This window comes from Pararobbsia alpina (assembly GCF_902859895.1).
GTDB classification, from domain to species: Bacteria; Pseudomonadota; Gammaproteobacteria; order Burkholderiales; family Burkholderiaceae; genus Pararobbsia; species Pararobbsia alpina.
In genome coordinates, this window is record NZ_CADIKM010000002.1 from 267853 (window position 1) to 287876 (window position 20024).

General features: G+C 62.5%; 17 protein-coding genes. 8 read left to right on the forward strand and 9 right to left on the reverse strand.

What is annotated here, in order from left to right; genetic code table 11:
- Positions 1–25: 25 nt before the first annotated feature.
- Genes gspL through HV670_RS03320 form a run of 3 tightly spaced genes read left to right on the forward strand, consistent with a single transcriptional unit; the run spans position 26 to position 2848 of the window.
- Entirely contained in the window at positions 26–1531 is a 1506-nt protein-coding gene (gene gspL, locus HV670_RS03310) for a type II secretion system protein GspL (protein WP_175103207.1), read from the forward strand.
- Entirely contained in the window at positions 1528–2055 is a 528-nt protein-coding gene (gene gspM, locus HV670_RS03315) for a type II secretion system protein GspM (protein WP_175103208.1), read from the forward strand. Before gspL ends, gspM begins: the two co-directional genes overlap by 4 nt.
- 13 nt (positions 2056–2068) lie before the next feature.
- The gene (locus tag HV670_RS03320) at positions 2069–2848 is read left to right on the forward strand and encodes a type II secretion system protein N (protein WP_175103209.1); all 780 of its coding nucleotides are present in this window, start codon (positions 2069–2071) and stop codon (positions 2846–2848) included.
- A gap of 10 nt (positions 2849–2858) precedes the next feature.
- Here the strand turns inward: HV670_RS03320 and HV670_RS03325 are convergent, their stop codons facing one another.
- On the reverse strand, positions 2859–3350 hold the full coding sequence (locus HV670_RS03325) for a MarR family winged helix-turn-helix transcriptional regulator (RefSeq protein ID WP_175103210.1): 492 nt from the start codon (positions 3348–3350) through the stop codon (positions 2859–2861).
- Positions 3351–3587: 237 nt separating this feature from the next.
- Here HV670_RS03325 and HV670_RS03330 point away from each other — a divergent pair, with 237 nt between their 5' ends.
- Positions 3588–3878, forward strand: a complete 291-nt coding sequence (locus HV670_RS03330; protein WP_175103211.1) for a hypothetical protein — start codon at positions 3588–3590, stop codon at positions 3876–3878.
- A gap of 150 nt (positions 3879–4028) precedes the next feature.
- Positions 4029–5603, forward strand: coding sequence for an efflux transporter outer membrane subunit (locus tag HV670_RS03335; protein WP_175103212.1), 1575 nt, complete (start codon positions 4029–4031; stop codon positions 5601–5603).
- 133 nt (positions 5604–5736) lie between these two features.
- On the opposite strand, the gene gshA is transcribed toward HV670_RS03335, so the two are convergent.
- The 4 genes from gshA to HV670_RS03355 all read right to left on the reverse strand — a co-directional run bounded on the left by gshA (position 5737) and on the right by HV670_RS03355 (position 11929).
- Complete coding sequence (gene gshA, locus HV670_RS03340) at positions 5737–7362, reverse strand: glutamate--cysteine ligase (RefSeq protein ID WP_175103360.1); 1626 nt, start codon at positions 7360–7362, stop codon at positions 5737–5739.
- A gap of 253 nt (positions 7363–7615) precedes the next feature.
- Positions 7616–9052, reverse strand: a complete 1437-nt coding sequence (locus HV670_RS31815; protein WP_175103213.1) for a trypsin-like serine protease — start codon at positions 9050–9052, stop codon at positions 7616–7618.
- A gap of 856 nt (positions 9053–9908) precedes the next feature.
- A complete protein-coding gene (locus tag HV670_RS03350; RefSeq protein ID WP_175103214.1) occupies positions 9909–10463 on the reverse strand; it encodes a YaeQ family protein in 555 nt (184 codons plus the stop codon).
- 110 nt (positions 10464–10573) lie between these two features.
- The gene (locus HV670_RS03355; protein ID WP_175103215.1) at positions 10574–11929 is read right to left on the reverse strand and encodes an MATE family efflux transporter; all 1356 of its coding nucleotides are present in this window, start codon (positions 11927–11929) and stop codon (positions 10574–10576) included.
- Positions 11930–12226: 297 nt separating this feature from the next.
- On the opposite strand from HV670_RS03355, the gene HV670_RS03360 reads away from it, so the two are divergent.
- The gene (locus HV670_RS03360) at positions 12227–12439 is read left to right on the forward strand and encodes a hypothetical protein (RefSeq protein WP_175103361.1); all 213 of its coding nucleotides are present in this window, start codon (positions 12227–12229) and stop codon (positions 12437–12439) included.
- Positions 12440–12488: 49 nt separating this feature from the next.
- Positions 12489–13502 carry a serine/threonine protein kinase gene (locus HV670_RS03365; protein WP_175103216.1) on the forward strand — a complete coding sequence of 338 codons (1014 nt, stop codon included), beginning with the start codon at positions 12489–12491 and terminating at the stop codon, positions 13500–13502.
- 28 nt (positions 13503–13530) lie between these two features.
- On the opposite strand, the gene HV670_RS03370 is transcribed toward HV670_RS03365, so the two are convergent.
- The 4 genes from HV670_RS03370 to HV670_RS03385 all read right to left on the reverse strand — a co-directional run bounded on the left by HV670_RS03370 (position 13531) and on the right by HV670_RS03385 (position 18761).
- Complete coding sequence (locus HV670_RS03370) at positions 13531–13749, reverse strand: FmdB family zinc ribbon protein (RefSeq protein ID WP_175103217.1); 219 nt, start codon at positions 13747–13749, stop codon at positions 13531–13533.
- A 187-nt stretch (positions 13750–13936) separates the two neighbouring features.
- Positions 13937–14731 (reverse strand): HD domain-containing protein, encoded by a 795-nt coding sequence (locus HV670_RS03375; protein ID WP_175103218.1) that lies wholly within the window; start codon positions 14729–14731, stop codon positions 13937–13939.
- Between the two features lie 704 nt (positions 14732–15435).
- On the reverse strand, positions 15436–16872 hold the full coding sequence (locus HV670_RS03380) for an aldehyde dehydrogenase family protein (protein ID WP_175103219.1): 1437 nt from the start codon (positions 16870–16872) through the stop codon (positions 15436–15438).
- Between the two features lie 131 nt (positions 16873–17003).
- Entirely contained in the window at positions 17004–18761 is a 1758-nt protein-coding gene (locus HV670_RS03385) for an IlvD/Edd family dehydratase (protein ID WP_175103220.1), read from the reverse strand.
- A 249-nt stretch (positions 18762–19010) separates the two neighbouring features.
- Between HV670_RS03385 and HV670_RS03390 the strand changes: the two genes are divergently transcribed.
- A complete protein-coding gene (locus HV670_RS03390) occupies positions 19011–19964 on the forward strand; it encodes a LysR family transcriptional regulator (RefSeq protein ID WP_175103221.1) in 954 nt (317 codons plus the stop codon).
- Positions 19965–20024 lie beyond the last annotated feature (60 nt).

Genomic DNA, 20024 nt, shown 5'->3' on the forward strand with positions numbered 1-20024 from the left:
TCAATCAACCAGGAACGCGGAAGTCTTGACTACGCTGATCGTTCAATTGCCCCCGCGCGATCCTGCGGTGCCTGCCCAGGAATGGCGCCTGCCTGCCTTGCCCTTCGTGCTGCTCGACAAGCGTGGCCGCACGATGCGTTCGGGTACCGCGAGTGTGGCGCTGCTGCCCAAGGCGAGCATGGTCGTCGCGCTGCTCGCCGCGCGCGACAGCCTGCTGCTTCGTGCGAAGCTGCCACCGGTCAAGGGCCTCAAGCTGCGCCAGATCCTGCCCAATGTGATCGAAGATCAGATCATCCAGGATCCGCAGACCTGCCATATCGCCGTCGATCCTGATCCCGCCGTCAACGATGTGAAGATGCTTGCCGTCATCGATCGCGGCTGGTTCCGCTTTCTGACTGAGGCGTTTGCGCAAGCCGGGCACCGCAGTGTGCGGATGGTGCCGCTGACGGCCGGCCTGCCGGTGGCGGACGACGCCGCGCTCAGCGGCATTCCTTCAGTGGACGTGGTCGTGCCCGGCGACGGTGAGGATCACGCGGCAGTCGAAGCGCCGTTCGCGGCGAGCAACCGGAGTCCGAAAGCTGCCGCGCGTGCCGAGCGCGCCGGGGCGGAGCAGCTGGCGGCGAGCGCGGCACTCGAAAGCACGGTACCGGTCGTCGCACTGCTGCTCGGCACGGTGGTGTCGACCGACCCGGTGCTCGCGGCCGAAGCGACTTTCACGCCGAGCCTCGTGCAGGCGCCTCGTATCGAACTCGCGATCGCACGCGGGCGTCTCGGCGAGGGGATGGCCGTGCCGGCCAATGCACTGGACGCGACACTCGAAGCGGTGGCGGCCGGCGCGCCGTTGACGGTTTACCGGCTGACCGCTGTGCCCGGAGGCGAGCCCGACTTTGACCCGGGTGGGTTCATGCAGGGTTCGGGCGTGGCGCCTGCGGGTGCAGGGGGGATGCCCTCCCCGGCCCAACGCGCATTGCCGCTGCCGTTCGAAACCCTCGCGCGCACGGCGCTCACGAGCCGTTTCGATCTCTGCCAGTTCGAGTTCTCGTCGCAAGGCTGGCGGCTCGGGCGCCGTGCGTGGCGCGAGTGGCGGCTGCCGGTGCTGCTGCTCGCGGCGACGGCGGTCGTCACGATGATCGGCATGAATATCCAGTGGCTGATGCTCGCACACGAGCGTGATGTGATCGTCAGTCAGCAGACCGAGACGCTGCTGACCGCCTTTCCGCGGACCACGGTGGTCCTCGATCCGCCTTCCCAAATGACGCGCCAACTCGATCAGTTGCGGCTGGCCGCGGGTGAACTGTCGCCGGGCGACTTCGAATCGCTGGCCGCGGGGCTGTCGCGCTCGCTTGGCACCATCCCGTCGAATGCGATTGCCTCGCTCGGCTATCGCGAGCGGGTGCTGACGCTGGCTTTCAAACCGGGCGCTCGGGTCGACAAGGAATTTGTGAACCGGCTTAATGCAAACGGTCTCGACGCCACGGCATCCGATGGCAAGTGGACGATCAAGAGCGCGGTCGCGCGGGGCAATCGATGAAAGGCGTGTTTGGGGCAACGGCATTCGGGGCGGTCGGCACCGCGCTCGGCGAATTCTGGAACGCACGCGAGGCGCGCGAGAAGCGGCTGCTGACGATCGGCGGTGCGGTGCTCGCCCTGGTGATCGTCTATAGTCTGTTCTGGGAACCGGCGTTCGAGGGTCGCCAGAGCCTGCGCGAGGAACTCCCGCAACAGCGCGCCCAACTTGCGCAAATGCAGGCGGAAGCACGTCAGGCACGCGAGCTCACAAGCGCGGCCGCCGGTGTCGCACCGACCGGTGATACGCTGCGCCAGGCGCTCGTCGACTCGCTCGCGGCGCATGGCTTCGCGAACATCGAGGTCACCGCGCTCGGCAATTCGATGCAGATCCGCGGCAAGAATATCGCGTTCGCGGACTGGATCGGCTGGGTCGACGATATGCGCAAGCAGAACAAGGTGCAGATTTCCGAAGCGAACGTGAAGGCGCTCGACAAGGACGGCCAGGTCGATCTCGACGCCACGCTCGCGCCGGCGGTAGCGCACTGACCGGTACGAGACGATGACACGCTTTGGATACCGGCTGCGGCAGGCACTGCCGTGGTTGATCATCGCCCTGCTTGCCAGCTCGCTGACGCTATTTGCGATGCTGCCCGCAGCCTGGATCGCCCCCCAGTTTGAACAGCGCAGTGGCGGCCGCGTCGTGCTCGCGGACCCGGCCGGATCGCTCTGGCACGGCAGCGCGACGCTGCGGCTCGCGGCGGGCGCCGATGCGGGCGAACCGACTGAGTTGCCCGGCCGGCTCGAATGGCATACGGCATTCTGGCCACTGTTCGCGGGACAGGTCCGGATGACCCTGAACCAGACCGAAGCGATGCCCGCGCCAGTCGAACTGCTCGTCACGCCGCGCGAGATCACCCTCGGCAGTGGCAGCCTGGCGGTACCAGCCAGCCTGCTCGACGGCCTGGGCGCGCCGTTCAATACGCTCGCGCTGCGTGGCGCAGTGCGGCTCGACTGGACCGACTGGCGGGTGTTCGGCCAGCGTTCGTTCGGACGGCTGACGGTGACGCTCGCGGATATCGCTTCGCGCATTTCGCGGGTCAAGCCGCTTGGCGCCTATCGCATGGTGTTCGAAGCCCAGGGGGAGAATGCTTCGCTTGTGCTGAGCACGCAGAAGGGACCGCTATTGCTTGAAGGTCAGGGCGGCGTGCGCGACCAGCGCTTCACCTTCCAGGGCGCCGCGCGCGCCGCACCCGAGTCGGCCGAAAACCTGCGCTCCCTGCTGGATCTGCTCGGCCGCCGAAGTCCCGATGGAAGCTATGCACTGACCTTCGACCGCTGAAACCGTTGTATCAGACCACTTCGTCGTCCGAACTCGCGAGACTGCACTGGATCGCGACGTCCTGCATCGCGATGCGCTTCAGCAGTTCGATCAGCTGATCGATTTCCGTCTTCGAGAAAGGCGCGAGCACGTCGTCCATTACCGCACCGCAGACATTCGGCAATTGCCCCGCGATCGCCCGGCCGGCATCGGTGAGATTGACCTCGACGACACGGCGGTCCTGTTCGCTGCGCGTGCGCGCGATAAAGCCCTTTTTTTCGAGCCGATCGAGCATGCGTGTCATCGAACCACTGTCATAGGCTAGCGCGCGCGACAACTCCTGCGGAGTGCGTGCAAGCCCGAGGCTCAACTGGAACATCACGCCGATCTGCTGGGGTGTGAGCCCGAGCGGCCCGACGGCCGTGTCCATCCGGTGCAGCAGCACGTTACGCGCGCGGCCCAGGTAGTAGCCGACACTACCTTCCAGGGCGGATTGCCGGGGAGGCTGCGTATCCTCATTCATGATTGCGGCCTTGAAAGTCCAGCATGGGTGTCCGACGAGCGGGCCAGGATTTGAATGCTAATTGCCTAGGCAGAAAAGTCAAGCGTTGTAGAAAAGCAAATAGCCACGGTTGCTTAAGGGCTGTCGCTTGAGATTTATTTGCATAGGCAATAAGATATGTTTATCGAAACATACAAGCCATAGTTAAAACGCTATATCGTCAGTCCGGGCAGACCCTGGACGCGCCCAGGACCGAAAATGAACACGCTCAAGACCGCCGCCTCCCGCTTCACCCGCCTCGCTCCGAAAGGGCAGATGCGTTGGTTGAAACTCGCGGTCTATGGACTCGTGTTCCTGCTGCCGTTCGGGATGGCGATTCTCGCGCTACTCGTCTATTTCGACCGGCGTCACCGCGCAGCCGCGGTCCTGGCTCCAGCCCCCGCGGCCCTGCCGGCTCCTTGCGCGGTGAAGGGCACTCCGATCGTCGTCAAAAGCGCGCAAATCGTGCCCTCCACTTCCCTGTCTACTTATTGTAGTAACCCGCATTGAATGGCGGAGCAGTAACAGTCAGTAACCAATCTGATTCGGGCGCAACCGACACGTTGTGGCCCCGGTGCCAATCTTCTGCTTCGAATGGGCATGGCTCACGCATTAAGATGTGCGCTGGCTATCCGTTCCATCCCGTTGCAGGAATTCTTGATGCCCGTTCGCCGATCATTGCGTTTTCGTTCTTCCGTTCTCGCGTGGAAGGCTCTTCCGGCGACCGTCCCGCGCGCCGCATCGGACGTCACCACCCAGACGGTGGCGGCGCTGATGCTGATCGGCCTCTTCGGCGGTTGTGCGGTCGGCCCCGACTATAGCCGGCCGGCGGTTGCCATACCGGCGGCCTACAAGGAAGCCGCACCGGGCTGGAAAGTCGCCGAGCCGTCGGATCGCACCGACCGGGGTGAGTGGTGGACTGTGTTCGGCGACGCCTCGCTCAATCAACTCGAAACGAAGGTCAACGTCTCGAACCAGACCATCGCAACCTTCGAAGCGGCCTACCGGCAGGCACGGGCCCTGGTCAGCCAGGCACGTTCGGCTTATTTCCCGATAGTCGGAATCAGTGCGGTGGGCTCACGTTCGGGCTCCGGGGGCAGCGCCCTGCTCAACAGTGGCGGCGCGGTGTCTTCGGTCAACACGGGCGGGATCTCCAGCCACTACACGCTCCAGGGTGACGCGAGCTGGGAGCCCGACATCTGGGGCAGGGTCAGGCGTGAGGTTGCTTCGGAGAAAGCGGGCCAGCAGGCCGCCGAAGCGGATCTCGCCAATGCGCGGCTGTCCGCGCAGGCGACCCTCGCACAGGACTATTTCCAACTGCGCGCGCTCGATGCGACCCAGAAGCTGCTCGACAACACGGTCGTCGCCTATCAGAAGTCGCTCGAACTGACCCAGAACCGGTACCGTCAAGGTGTCGCCGCACGTTCCGATGTGTTGCAGGCACAGACACAGTTACAGTCGGCGCAGGCCAGCGCGGTCAACAACGGCATCGCGCGCGCGCAGTTCGAGCATGCCATCGCGGTGCTCGTCGGCGAACCGCCCTCGACTTTCTCGATTCCGGTCATGCCCCTGGCCGAGCAACCGCCGCCCTTGCCGGTGCAGTTGCCGACGGTGCTGCTCGAACGTCGCCCCGATGTTGCGGCGGCGGAGCGGCGTGCGGCGGCCGCGAACGAACAGATCGGCGTGGCCATCGCCGCGTATTTTCCGACTGTCAGCCTGTCGGCAACCGGTGGTTACCAGAGTTCGCTGTTGTCGGATCTGCTGACCACCCCCGCCCGTTTCTGGACGGTGGGCCCGCAATTCGCGGCCACGTTGTTCGACGCGGGACTGCGCGGCGCGCAGACCGATGCGGCGCGTGCCATCTATGACCAGCAGGTCGCGACCTATCGCCAGACCGTGCTGAGCGCCTTCCAGGAAGTCGAGGACAATCTCGTTTCGCTGCGTGTACTCGAAAACGAGATCGGCATCCAGGAGCAGGCCGTGCAATCGGCACAACAGGCGCTCGAGATCGTGATTAACCAATACAAGGCGGGCACTACGACGTATTTGACGGTCATCACATCGCAAACGGCCGCTTATACGGCCGAACAGACGCTGACCAATATCGCCGGCCAGCGAATGGTCTCCGCGGTGGGACTGGTCAAGGCGCTGGGCGGCGGCTGGGATGTCCAAGAGATGAACGGCGAACCGCCCGCGGCAGGTGCGGCAAAAGCTGTGGCGGCGCCAGCATCCTGAAGCGGTTCTTGAGCGGAGCCCCGAGGTTCAAGCGGCTCAAGCCGCTTGAACACATTACCGCTGGAGCAAAGGCAGGCGCCGGCCCGAACCTCTTTCGGACGAGGCCCGAACAGCTCTCTACGCGAGCGATGGCCTAGTTCGAGAACCGATTCAAAGTAAATGCACGATAGGCGGCAACGAAGGTATCAAAGTCGCCGACCTCGTCGCGTTCGATTGTCGCCTGGCGGTCGAGCGACTCATGCGCCATCGCTTCGAAACGCGCGCGCTCTTCGGCCGGAAGCGGCCGGGCACGGAAGCCTTCGGCGATATGCCGGCTCTGCGCAAGATTGAAGTCAGCGAACGACTGGCCGCTGGCAAGAAGTGCCGCGAGCGCCCGTGCGGAAGGGGTCAACGACACGTCGTCGAGCTTGGCGCGCTGGGCCTCGAGCGTCAGGCGATGGGCACCGTCGTCACGCAGCGAGTCGAGCAGCGCCGCGGCCGGCAACATCCGGTCGAGCAGTTCATGTCCCCACTCGAGCAGGCTGATCGGCACGCCCTCGCGTTGCAGGTTCAGGCCGGGGCTGCGCCCTTCGCGCGAGACCCGCCCGAAGTTGCCCGAACTCTCCGTGAGTCCCGCCGGACTGAGCCGCGGACTGTCGTCGAGCGCGCAACTCAGGAGGAACACATCGAGAAAACGCGCGGTCGATTCGGCGATGCCGATCGGCTCGAACGGGTCGATGTCGAGACACCGGATTTCGACATACTGGACGCCGCGGCCGGCAAGTGCCGTCAGCGCGCGTTCGCCGGGCCGCGCGACGCGCTTGGGCCGGATCGACGAGTAAAACTCGTTTTCGATCTGCAGGACGTTCGTATTGATCTGCACCCACTCGCCGTCGCGTTGCGTCCCGATTGCCTCGTAGGCGGGATAAGGCTGGCTGACGGCGCGCGCGAGGCTCGCGACATAACTGTCGAGATCGTCGTAGTTCGGCAGCAGTGCAGCCTGGGCCGAGGCGTTGTGATAGCCGAGATCGCTCATGCGCAGACTCGTCGCATGAGGCAGGTAGAGCGTATGGTCGCCGATCGACTCGAGCGAGTGCGACGCGCCTCGCACGAAACCGGCGTCGAGCGCGGGCGAGGCGCCGAACAGATACATCAGCAGCCAGCTATAGCGGCGGAAATTCCGGATCAGCGCGAAGTAGCGTGCCGATTGGAAGTCCTGCGCCGAGTCGAGCCGCGCGTTTGCCGGCTCGGCCTCCCGTAACACATGCCAGACGTCTTCATGAAGCGACCAGTTGAAATGGACGCCGGCGATGCATTGCATGGTCTTGCCGTAGCGGACCGCGAGACCCTGGCGATAGACGTGCTTGAGCCGGCCGATGTTCGAAATGCCGAAATTCGCAATGGGGATCTCGGCCTCCGACGGCAGCCGACAGGGCATCGACTGATTCCAGATCAGTTCGTCGCCGATCGCCGAGTAGACAAAGCGATGCAGGGTGTCGAGGTGCTCGAGCGAAGTGGCGACGTCGGCGTCGGCCGGCGTGATGAATTCGAGCAGGGCTTCCGAATAGTCGGTCGTCAGCAGCGGATGCGTGAGCGCCGAGCCCAGCGCGGCAGGATGAGCCGTGAGCGCGAGCGTGCCCGCCGGGGTCACGCGCAGGCTTTCCTTCTCGATTCCATGCAGACCTTGCGTGAGCAAGGCGCGGTTCGGTGCTTGGCCGAGCAAGGCGAGACCCTCGGCGAGACGATCGGGGATCGCGAGATTCATCGTCGTGTCGGGCATCGTTGGAAGATGCGCCGGCAAAGCGTGCGGCGAAGAATTTGACATGCTCGTCGGTGGATCGGATCGTTGAGTGACGGGCACTTTAACACTTCGCCCGTTTGCTTGCCGACGGTGGCACAGGCCCTCTGGGCAACAGGGATTTAGGCGCGATAGCCGGCGAAACGGCCGTCTCGGCGAAGCCATTCCGGCCGTCTGGATGACATGGCGATTGAGAGCGTTGGTCGCTGCGCCAATCCGCGGCGCCCGTTTCAAATCAATATTGAATGACCCTCATCGAGAACGGGTGTGAAAAATCCAGGTCTTCGCCGTTCTGCGCACGAACATGTTTCAAATCTTCGTGTTCGACGACGCCACTGAAAGTCGCTACCCGGCTATAGGAGAGGTTGTCCCAATCCGAAAGCATGACCGCCACACCGTGATCGGCCTGCACAAATACGTCGTGTCCCTTGATCCAGTTGGGCAGTTCGTATCCGGACCGGTCTTCCGCCGGCAAACAATATTTTTCCGCGGAGATCAGACTGACAATGCAACCTAACGGTCTGGTATTGAGTACCACACGCATCGAGCGTGGCATCGAAAAATCCAGATATTCACCGTTATCCGCTTTCACATGCTTGAGTTTGCTGTTTTCCGTCGTGCCGTAAAACAATGCCGTCCGGGCATATGACAAGTTATCCCAGTCTGACAGCATGACAGAAACACCGCTGTCCGCCTGGACATATACGTTTTGCGAATATATCCAGTCTGGCAAGCTATATCCGCTGCGCGCCCCCGCTTTGAGACAGTACTTCGCGCCACTACGAAGACTGACGATACAGCCCCGGGGTGGCGTGTCTGACAGGAATCGCGCATCCGGATAGACGGATTTAATCCAGTCAACATACTTCGATACGCGCGCACCGGTCGACGCAGTCGAATGGCCGCCGTTTGTGGTAGCGATGATGACGGGCGAATTCTTACGGACCTGCCACCACGACGAACCACTATCACCGGCAGCTACCCGTGCCCAGCGAGGAGACGGGCCAACGGGTTGATAGTTTGAACCGATCCCGTATTCCGCCTCAAAAATGCTGTCCACCTTACTTCGCCCGTACAACCTGCGATCCCCGTCCTGGGGCGAGTAGCCGCCACTCTGATCGAGTCCAACTCCCCAGGTGCCATACCCGACGAAAATGACGTCGCGATCCTTCTCGTCGAATGAATCATTGAGAATCGGTCGCTCCAGCGGATTGCCAGCCTTGTCCACAATAACCCTTCGACGAGGTAATTTCGCTATCGCAATATCGGTGGATGCGCCTCCCAGGCTGGGGCGCCTATTCACTCGCTCCTTCGGCACATAGACCGTTCCTTTCCCGTCCGCAACCACGCTGCCATCCCAGGCAACGAATTTCGCCGATGCGGGTGTCTCGGTGCCTTGATAAGGGACACAATGCGCTGCCGTCAGGATGTAGCTCCAATCGTCCTTGTCGCCGAGCCACGTTGCTGTACAGCCTCCCAAGTTACCAACGCTCAACCACGCCGTCGAGTAACTAAGCAACCTCAGCTTTTCATTGGCGGTTTTGATTCCTTGCGGGACATTCGAAACGTCGCCGCCATTTTTTCTGAACGTATCCTCGTTAATCACGACGGCATTGGCGGTGGTGGACGCCACCAGGAAGGAGATTGCAATTTGGCTAAACCAGAATTTCATATGCAGGTTCTGCAGGATCTGCTAACAAACTTGTTATTGGGAAACCCAGAAGCCTATTTGCTTGAGGCGCGCCGTGACAGCAGGCTCGGTAAATTGGCCTGGGAATAAAATTACAATCCGAAAAATAATGCGCCAAACATCGTACCAAGGAAATGGTGGTTATTATTTTGGGATTAATTGCGCCGAGTCTCTTTCTGCGTAAGCGGAACTATGACGGAGTAGCAGACTAGAGCTCGAGAAAATGGTGTAAGGATGGCATCGGGGCCATGTTGACGGCGCAGCATGGGCTACGTGTTTGTTGTCAGGTGCAGATTCAGGGCGCCACGAAGAGTGGCGTCTTCCGCCGCGAAGCTGTCTTGCGCGGCACACGTATCAACCGACTAGCGGACGATCTGCTCGATCTAGAACGACGTGCCCCGTTCGATACCGTCTTCAAATAGCTGCTTGGATATAGATGCGGGGGGCTTTTGCGATTCCCGGCCCCGCCCCTCAAGAGCGGGATAGCCCTGCAGAACGCGCTGCTACCATAGAAAAATTTGTGTTTCAACGTTTCAAAAAACTTACTGTTGTCAAATTGTGACGTTGCTCGGAAACCCCACTTGCGTATTGCGGCGCAGCAGGGTTTCGGATAACATTCGTCCTGTCTCCTCCATGTCTCCTCCTGATATGGATTCAGCCCGCCTCTTCGGCGGGCTTTTTTTCGTCCATCGGAATGACGCACGGATTCCGGCGCCCGCCCCGCCCCGTCTGCCCGCTCCTTCCGCTCCGCCCGCTACGCGACGTGCGACGTGCGACGTGCGCATACGCGCATACGCGTCGCGGCAAAGGTTTCCTCGAAGGGAGGCCTGACGCGGTGTCAGCGTGCCACGGGCTCGCGCCAGCGATCCCATTCGACCAGGACGGGGTCGGCCACGCCGTTGCCAAGCCAGAGCTGGCCTTCCTGGATCGTGCATTGCAGCCGCATCGAACGTTGCGCGAGTGTGGCAAGCGCGGCGGCACAGCCCTCGTAAAGATTGAGCATGGTCAGGTTGCGCACGCGCGCGACGCGCGACTCGAGCGGCTTCCACCACACTTCCGACGCACGGCCCCCGTATGAGATCACGCGCACCTGTTCCGCGCGGCCGGCGGCCTTCAGGATGCGGCGCTCGTCGGGCTGCCCGACATCGACCCATTGGACAATCGCACCGGTCAGGTCGGTCTCCCAGAGGTCCGGCTCGTCGACGTCCGAGAGGCCCTTGCAGAACTCGAGCCGTTCACTCGCGAACATTGCGAAGGCGACGAGCCGTACCATCATCCGCTCGTCGGTTTCGGAGGGGTGCCGCGCGATCGTCAGTGCATGGTCGGCATAGTAGTGCCGGTCCATATCGGCAATCTGCAGGTCGGCCTTGTAAATAGTCGATTTGAGGGCCATCGGCGGCATCTGTCCAAGTGAAAAGGCGAGGCCGGATGATAACTGGCCCCGCAGTTGAACGGTGGATCCGGCGGCGTTCCACCTTCGGGTCTGCTTCTGGTTTCCGGGCCTCAACGCGCGGATGCGATCAGCTTCGGCAAGCGCACGCCGAGCATCGTCGCGCGCATGACCATGAAAACCATCAGCGCCGCCCAGAGTCCGTGATTGCCGAACAGCGGTTGCAGGACGAGCGCGAGGACGATGAACACGGCCATCGCCAGCGCCATCGAGACCATCATGTCGTGTGTGCGCGTCGCCCCGATGAACATGCCGTCAAGCGCGAAGCTCCACGCTGAGAGCAGCGGCGAGGCCGCGGCCCAGAGCAGGAACACGCGTGCGGTCGCACGGACCTCGGCCTGGTCGGTCAGCTGGTCGATGACCCAGGGCCCGATCGCGAAATAGCAGAGGCTGAACAGTGCGGCCCCGGCTGCCGTCCAGACGAGTGTCACGCGCACGGCCTGCTGTAGCGCGACGCGATTGCGCGCGCCGAGCGCCGCACCGACCAGCGCCTCGGCCGTGTTTGCGAAGCCGTCGAGCGCATAAGCCATGAAAGACTGGAAATTCAGCAGCAGCGCATTCGCCGCCAGCACCGCATCGCCGAGCTTCGCCCCTGCATGGGCGAACCAGCCGAAGCTCAACAGCAGGCATGCCGTGCGCACGAAGATGTCGCGATTGATGCCGATCATATGGATCACCGCCTCGCGCTCGAAGACGGCCCGCCATTTCACGGGCGGCAGTCCGCGCGGCCGCAGCCAGGCGAGCAGCGCGATGCCGAGCACAAAGCCGGCGACATCGGCGCTCGCGGTCGCCGCACCGATGCCCGCGATGCCCCAGTGCAATCCATAGACATATGCAAGCACGGCAAGCACATTTACGATGTTGACGACGATCTGCACGAGCAGGGCGAGCCGCGCGTGCTGGGCACCGAGCAGGAAACCGAGCACGACGAAGTTGGCGAGCACGAGTGGCGCGGACCAGATGCGCGCCGTGCAATAGAGCAGCGCATTGGCCCGCACGGCCGGGCTGCCGCCGAGCAGTGCGATCACCCATTCGATGAGCGGTAGCCGGATCGCGAGCAGCGCGAGTCCGATCGACAGCGCGAGTGCGAACGCTCGTAGCACGATGGCCCTCAGGCGCTCGCCGCCGCCCGCACCGTAGGCCTGTGCGACGAGTCCCGTGGTGCCCATGCGCAGAAAGCCGAACCCCCAGAACACGAACGAGAAGAACAGGCCACCGAGCGCGACACCGCCGAGCATCGCGACATCGGCCATATGGCCCGCGATGGCGGTATCGACCGCCGAGACGATCGGCTGCGCGAGATTGGCGAGCACGATCGGCACGGATAGGCCGATCACCTTGCGATGCCATTCGCGCGGCGTGGTCGGGAATTCGGTGACTGCAAGGGAAACGTCGGCCGGCTCGCTCATGGCGGGTCTGAATGATGACGTGGGGTTGAGATGAGATTGAGCAACGACGCGATCAAACCCATGGTTCGATCCGGTGTCGGGGTTCTCAAACTGTATGGCTTTTCGACGTGGTGCGGGGCCGCGTCTCCTGAAAAACGCATTCAAGATAAGTCGCAGCCACACCCACTACCAAAGCTTACACATTGCCGACGCTTTTTTCATGATTTGGATATGCGCAGACAGGCATAGAATGTTCGCAACCGGGCACGTCCTTTCCTCGACCCGGTTTCCGCCACTTGAAACGGAACTATCATGCAGATCGAGATCGGCTCCATCGTTCAGTCCACACATATTGCAGTACCGGCAGGCGCGTTGGGCATCGTCACGCGCATCCTCGGCAATATGGCGATGGTGACCTGGTACGAGGGCCAGCCAGGCGCTTCACGCAAACTCAATACCGAACCCTTTTTCATCGAGGACCTGATCGATACGGGCGAGCAGCTGCCCTCGCCGAGTCGCTCGGTCCACTAAACGCGGTACGAGATCCGCACGCGCGGGCCGGCTCGGGCAGAATGGGGGGATGAATTCGATTCCACCGGTCACCGCAGCGTCCCCGTCCGAGATTCCCTTCGACGGCCTGACACCTGAGTGCGTCCTCGATGCGCTCGAAAGCATCGGTCTCTGGGCGGATGGGCGACTGCTCGCGCTCAACAGCTACGAGAATCGCGTCTACCAGGTCGGCATCGACGGCGAGGCACCGGTCGTCGCGAAGTTCTACCGGCCTGGTCGCTGGAGCGATGCCGCAATCCTCGAGGAACATGCGTTCGTCGCGGAACTCGTCGAGCTCGAGATTCCCGCTGTGCCCGCGCGATCGATCGGTGGCCGGACCTTGCATGAACATGCGGGCTTCCGCTTCTCGGTGTTCGAGCGGCGCGGGGGCCGCGCGCCCGAACTCGAAGACCCGGATGTGCTGATCTGGCTCGGCCGCTTCCTTGGCCGCATTCATGCGGTCGGCGCACTGCGTCCCTACCAGTCGCGTCCGACTCTGGACATCGAGAGCTTCGGCCGCGAGCCGAGCGCGTTTGTATTGAGCCATGAGTTTGTGCCGCCCGATGTGCGCGCGGCCTACCAGACCGTCGTCGGACTGGCGCTCGAGGCAATCGAGCAGGCATTCGAGCGCGCCGGCAATGTGCGTTCGATCCGGTTGCATGGCGACTGCCACGGTGGGAACGTGCTGTGGACCGATGCGGGCCCGCACTTCGTGGATTTCGACGACAGCCGCAGCGGTCCGGCAATCCAGGATCTATGGATGCTGTTGCCCGCCGGGCGCAACGAGCAATCGCGCGCGCTGGCGGAACTGCTCGCGGGGTATGAGGATTTCTGCGAATTCGATCCGCGTGAACTCTATCTGATCGAGGCTTTGCGGACGCTGCGCCTGATTCATTATTCGGCCTGGCTCGCACGACGCTGGGACGACCCGGCCTTCCCCGCCGCCTTTCCGTGGTTCAACTCGCAGCGCTACTGGGAAGATCGGATTCTCGAGCTGCGCGAGCAGGTTGCCGTGCTCGCGGAACCGCCGCTTTGGCCGGTCTGACCGCTTCCGGACGCGCTCGCCGGAACGTTCAAGGGCAGCAAGCGCAGAAACCGCGATGTCGGAACCCATACGAACCCGCACTCTCTGTCGAGTCACCGCCTCCAGTCACAAGCGTCGCAGAGACAGTTTGGATGCGCTCGCTAACATTCTCGCACTGTGGGCAGGCAACTGAAACGTTGCGTTCTGTCAGGCGGCGCATCACTTCGAATACGCCGCAAGTCCCGCACTGGTAGTCATAGAATGGCATTCAATTTCCCGTCAGTTCGCTATGCTGCCTTGTTCATCCGAAGCACTCTTCTGTGGATTAATCGGGTGCACAGTATTCCGATAAGCGCTACGTGAAGCTGCCAGGCAATCGGGCATCACACCGGCAGTCCCACCCAATCGGAACGTCGCAAAAAACCGCGACGTTCAGACATACACTAATTCTCTTATCAAGAATTTGGAAACGGTGAATTTGTGACTTGATCGTAGAAATTGCTGTGCCGGTAGCCCCGAATGAAATGCGAGCAAATGTCTTCGTTACAGGTGTAGACGGTTGATTCGGGCTTATGGCTGAACCCATCAAAAAACGCCTTTGCAATGTCCTCTTTAAAGTTGACGCGCGGATATTGAGCGACGACCTTGTCACGGACATCGGCAGGGAAAGTCTCATACCCGATGCCGAGTGAATCCAGCGCCACGCCGTTATAGAGGAGTTCCACTTCTATGGGCTTGTATGCCGCAATCCCCGGTGTCGTGTGCAAAGAGATGGCGTCCCACGCAGTCTGTATGCGCATATTCGGCACCCCATGGTGCTCGAGAAACTGACGTACTGCATTTGCGCTATCGACCTCGAAGCGGTCGCTCTCGCTACTGAATTTCTTGGTCAGGCCCAAATCATGAAAGGCGGCACAAATAAACAGAAGCTCGACGTCGAATTTTTCCCCGGATTGGCGCCCAAACTCATTGGCCCAGAAAAACGCGCGATGCGAGTGGTTGAACAGCAAAGGCGTGCTGAACTCGCGGAGCAGCCCCGTCGCCTCGCGAGTCAGTTTGCTTTCGGGAACTCCGGGTTGCACATGCTGAGTCTGCAGCGAGGGGGTCGGTACAGGCAGGATGACTTTGGGGCGCCTGAAGGTGGGTTCGGCATCCGGCACTTGCCCGAATGCACTTTGGCTCAACTGACTACCGACCGCAATTGCACCGGCAGCAGTCGTGGAATTCTTTATAAAGAGGCGACGATTCATCTATCTAATCTCCAAACGATTCAAATGCGGGTCGCCGAGCATGGGTCGACAACAAATCCGAACACAATGCTATCGGAATGTGATGGGCAAAACTGTTTTGCCGACGCCCATGGCCGCATTCAACGTGTTCTTGGCAGGGATGCTGCCAAAAATCTTGGCCGAAAAATGAATCGTCGAATTTGAATCAGTCCCGATGCGTCTGAAGCACGCCGGGTGTTCGTTTGCCCCCTAAGTAACTCAGTTCTTTGTCGCCGCCCACTGCGATTTAAAAAGAGCACATCCTATCAAGATGGTCTGCTCTGAAATCGGCGCCGATTGGCAGAAAATATAGTCAAGTTGGCAGATAAGCAGCGCTTCGCGCGATTGCCGTAAATACTCGATTTGGCTACGGCTCGTTCCGACTGAAGAATCGGGCCAGTGGGCCGCCGCTTTCCGCCTGATGTAATGGGTGTGGCTGTATTGTCGTTTTCCGCTCAGCCTGCGCATGAGCGAGGAACTGCAGGCCGCACGCGGGTATGGATTCGGCCCGGTAGGATCCGCAGGCCTGAGCAGTCGCGGGTCCGAGCGGCGAGGGATCTGCCGTGGGGTCACGCCTCCGAGGTCGTGCCCCACATCTCGCTCCACCGTCGCTCGATCGCGCTACATGGTCGCGCTTAACCCGCGCTCACATTCCACCGCCGCTTGATCGCGCTACGTGGTCACACTCAACCCGCGTTCACATACGCGGTCTTTACCGTCGTATAGAACTCGCGCGCATACGAACCCTGCTCGCGCGGACCGTAACTCGAGCCTTTGCGTCCGCCGAACGGCACGTGATAGTCGACGCCCGCGGTCGCTGCATTGACCATCACCATGCCGGCCTGCGCGTGCCGCCTGAAGTGCGTTGCGTACTTGAGCGACGTCGTGCAGATGCCGGTCGACAGCCCGAATTCGGTATCGTTGGCCGTGGCGAGTGCTTCGTCGTAGTCCTTCACTCGAATCACCGAGGCGACCGGGCCGAACACTTCCTCGCGGTTGATCCGCATCGTGTTGCTCGTGCCCGTGACGAGCGCCGGCGCGAGGAAGAAGCCTTCCGTGTCGCGCTTGAGTTCTTCGCCGCCGAGCACGGTGCCGCCTTCCTCGCGTGCGATGCCGATATAGTCGAGATCCTGCTTGAGCTGCTTTGCGTCGACGACCGGCCCGATCTGCGTATCGGCGCCGAGCGCATGGCCCACGCGCAGCGCGCGCATCTTTTCGCCGAGGGTCGCGACGAATTTGTCGTGAATCCCTGCCGTCACGATCAACCGGCTCGACGCCGTGCAACGCTGCCCGGTCGAGAAGAAAGCGCCGTTCAGGCAGGCATCGACCGCGAGATTGAGGTCCGCATCGTCGATCACGACCATCGGGTTCTTGCCGCCCATTTCGAGCTGCACCTTCTGACCGGCTGCAAAACATTTGGCGCCGATTGAACGGCCTGTCGCGACCGAGCCGGTGAAGCTGATCGCATCGACGTCGGGCGCGCCGACGAGCGCGTCGCCGATCACCGAGCCGCGGCCCATCACGAGATTGAGTACACCGGCGGGCAGACCCGCTTCGACGAGGATGTCGACGAGCGCCCAGGTACTGCCGGGCACGAGGTCGGCCGGCTTGATCACGACCGTGTTGCCGTAGGCGAGCGCGGGGGCGATCTTCCAGGCGGGAATCGCAATCGGGAAGTTCCACGGGGTGATCATGCCGATCACGCCGACCGGTTCGCGTGTCATCTCGACACTGAGGCCAGGCCGTACCGAAGGCACGGTCTCGCCGCCGAGCCGCAATGCCTCGCCGGCGAAGAACTTGAAGATCTGCCCTGCGCGACCGGCTTCGCCGATCGCCTCGGGCAGGGTCTTGCCCTCTTCGCGCGCGAGCAACCTGCCGAGTTCTTCCTTGCGCGCGAGGATCGCCGTGCCCGCGCGATCGAGCAGATCGAAGCGCTGTTGCGGGCCCGACAGCGACCAGGTCTTGAATGCCTGGCGTGCGGCCTGCACGGCCGTGCGTGCCTGCGCGGCATCGGCCTGTGCATATTCGCCGACGACGTCGGCAATGTCCGACGGGTTGATATTGCGGCTGACGTTCGCGCCGTCGACCCATTCGCCGTTGATGAGATTCTTGAACTGAGACATCGTGCGGGATCCTTATTCAAGCTTTGCCGGCAAGCCGTGCAAAGAAAAACGCGCGCATCTCCCTGGAGACGAGATGCGCGCGCCAAATACCCCCTGCCAGGGGTGAGCCAAAAATGATCAATGTGCCAGCATCAGTGCGAGTCACGCGGGACGGCAGCACCCGAGCCCCCGACAAGGAAATCGAAGTCCGCGCCCTGGTCGGCCTGCTGAACATGCTCGACATAGAGCTTGTAGTAGCCACGCGCGGGCGATTCGGGCTTGACCCATGCCTTGCGCCGGCGCTCGAGTTCTTCGTCCGACACTTCGAGATGCAGCTTGCGGGCGGCCACATCCAGTTCGATCATGTCGCCTGTCTGCACGAGCGCGAGCGGGCCACCGGCCGCAGCCTCGGGCGACACGTGCAACACGACCGCGCCATAGGCTGTTCCGCTCATGCGGCCGTCGGAGATCCGCACCATGTCCGTGATGCCCTTGCGCAGGACCTTCGCGGGCAGCGGCATATTGCCGACCTCGGCAAAGCCCGGATAACCCCTCGGCCCCGCCCCCTTGAGTACCATCACGCAGGTTTCGTCGATCTCGAGCGACTCGTCGTCGACCTTCTCGTGCAGTTCCTCGACCGTCTCGAACACGACCGCGCGGCCGCGATGCTTGAGCAGGCTCGCGGTCGCGGCCGACGGCTTGATCACCGCGCCGTTTGGCGCCAGGTTGCCCTTGAGCACGGCGATGCCCGCCTTCGCCTTGAACGGCGCGTCGAAGTTCGTGATGACCTTCTCGTCGTAATTCGGCGCATCCTTGACGTTGTCCCAGATCGCCTTGCCGTTGACCGTCAGTGCCTCCTTGTGGAGCAGGCCGCGTTCGCCGAGTTGGCGCAGCACGGCCGGCAGGCCGCCCGCGTAATAGAGATCCTCCATCAGATATTCGCCCGAGGGCTGAAGGTTCACGAGACAGGGTACGTCCGAACCGAGCTCCCAGTCCTCGAGCGACAGCTCGACGCCAATGCGCCGTGCAAGCGCGATCAAGTGGACCACGGCATTGGTCGAACCGCCGATCGCCGCATTCGTGCGGATCGCGTTTTCGAAGGCTTCGCGCGTGAGGATCTTGTCCATCGTCAGGTCTTCGCGAACCATCTCGACGATCCGCCGGCCGGCCATGTGCGCGAGCACCTGACGCCGCGCATCGACCGCTGGAATCGCCGCGTTGTGCGGCAGGCCCATGCCAATGGATTCCACCATCGAGGCCATCGTCGACGCGGTGCCCATCGTCATGCAATGCCCGCGCGAACGGTTCATGCACGACTCGGCTTCGGTGAACTCTTCCTGGCTCATCGTGCCTGCGCGCACTTCTTCCGACATTTGCCAGACGCCCGTGCCCGAACCGATATGCTTGCCGCGGAAACGGCCGTTGAGCATCGGGCCGCCCGACACGGCGAGCGCCGGCAGGTTGCACGAGGCGGCGCCCATCAGCAAGGCCGGCGTGGTCTTGTCGCAGCCGACCATGAGGATCACGCCGTCCATCGGGTTTGCGCGGATCGACTCCTCGACGTCCATCGAGGCGAGGTTGCGGAACATCATCGCGGTCGGGCGCAGATTGGTCTCGCCGAGCGACATCACCGGGAATTCGAGCGGCAGGCCGCCCGCTTCACGCACGCCGCGCTTCACGTATTCCGCGAGTTCGCGGAAATGTGCGTTGCAGGGGGTCAGTTCCGACCAGGTATTGCAGATGCCGATGACCGGCCGGCCATCGAAGTTGTCGTGCGGAATGCCCTGGTTTTTCATCCAGGACCGGTGCAGGAAACCGTCCTTTCCTTGAATTCCGAACCATGCGGCACTGCGCAAAGGTTTCTTGCCGTTCTTGTCATTCTTGTCGTCGTTCGAATTGTCGCTGCTCATTACGCTGTCTCCGTGTCCTGCCGCAGGTTCTGCTGTGATGTTGCAATTCGACGCCGGCGCGTGTCGATTTGGCACGGCGCCGGACTGGAGTCGAAAGGGTGGGCGACTAATATTTCAGTTGCACCAGAGCCACTGAGCGTAGTCCCCCGCGGCGGCCTGCGTCTAATGAATTGTCGGCCGCAAGCCATACAAATATTGGTATAGTTCGCGCGTCTTCCTCGTTCCCGCTGCCAGAAGCCCACCATCGCGATGGATCCCGCCCCTCAGAGGACGCCGCAGCGGCGCTTGCGCCTGCAGCAACTCCGCCTGCTCGTCAGCCTCGACGAGACGCACAACATGGCTCGCTCGGCCGAGATTCTCGGCATGTCGCAGCCCGCCGCCTCGCGCGTGTTGCGCGAACTCGAGGAGCTGGTGGGCATCCCCTTGTTCGACCGGCTGCCGCGCGGCCTGCAGCCGACCTGGTTCGGCGACAGCATGATCCGGCATGCGCGCACCGCCCTTTCCGCGGTCGACCATGCGTTCTCCGAGGTCGCCGCGATGAAGTCGGGGCTGACCGGCGTGGTTCGCATCGGCACGATCATGTCGCCTGCCACCGCACTGATTCCCGATGCGGTCGTGCGCGTGAAGCAGCGTTTTCCCGATGTGCGCCTGATCGTCCGGATGGAATCGAGCGACACCCTGTTTCCCATGCTGCGCCAGGGCGAGCTCGACATCGTGATCGCCCGTCCGCTCGAAGAAGCCGACAACGCCGACATCGCGTTCGAGCCGATCGGCGGCGAGGATGTCTGCGCGATGGTTCGCGTGGGCCATCCGCTTGCCAACGCCGCCAACGTCACGCTTGCCGACCTGGCACGCTGGCCCTGGGTGGTGCCCGAGGTCGGTTCGGTGTTGCGCCGCCGCTTCGATCAGCTGTTCCGCGTGAGCCGTGTGAACCCACCCGCTGATTTCGTCGAGACCGGTGCGCAACTGATGATCACGAGTCTCGTCGACCGTTCCGACATGGTCGCCCTGCTGCCTCGCGAGGTGACCGAGTATTACGTGGGCCACGGTATCGGAGCCCAGGTGCCGATCATGCTCGATTGCCGGATGGATCCCTTCGGGATCGCGACCCTGCGCGAAGCGCCGTTGTCGCCGGCGGCGTTCGCGGTGCTGGAGACGATTCGCGAGCGCGCTTCGGAGCTATATGCCGCAGCTCCGGGCTGAACGCATCGGCTGACCGGACCGCGGGAGCTTTCGTGGCCGTCCGCTCGACATGCTGCGCGC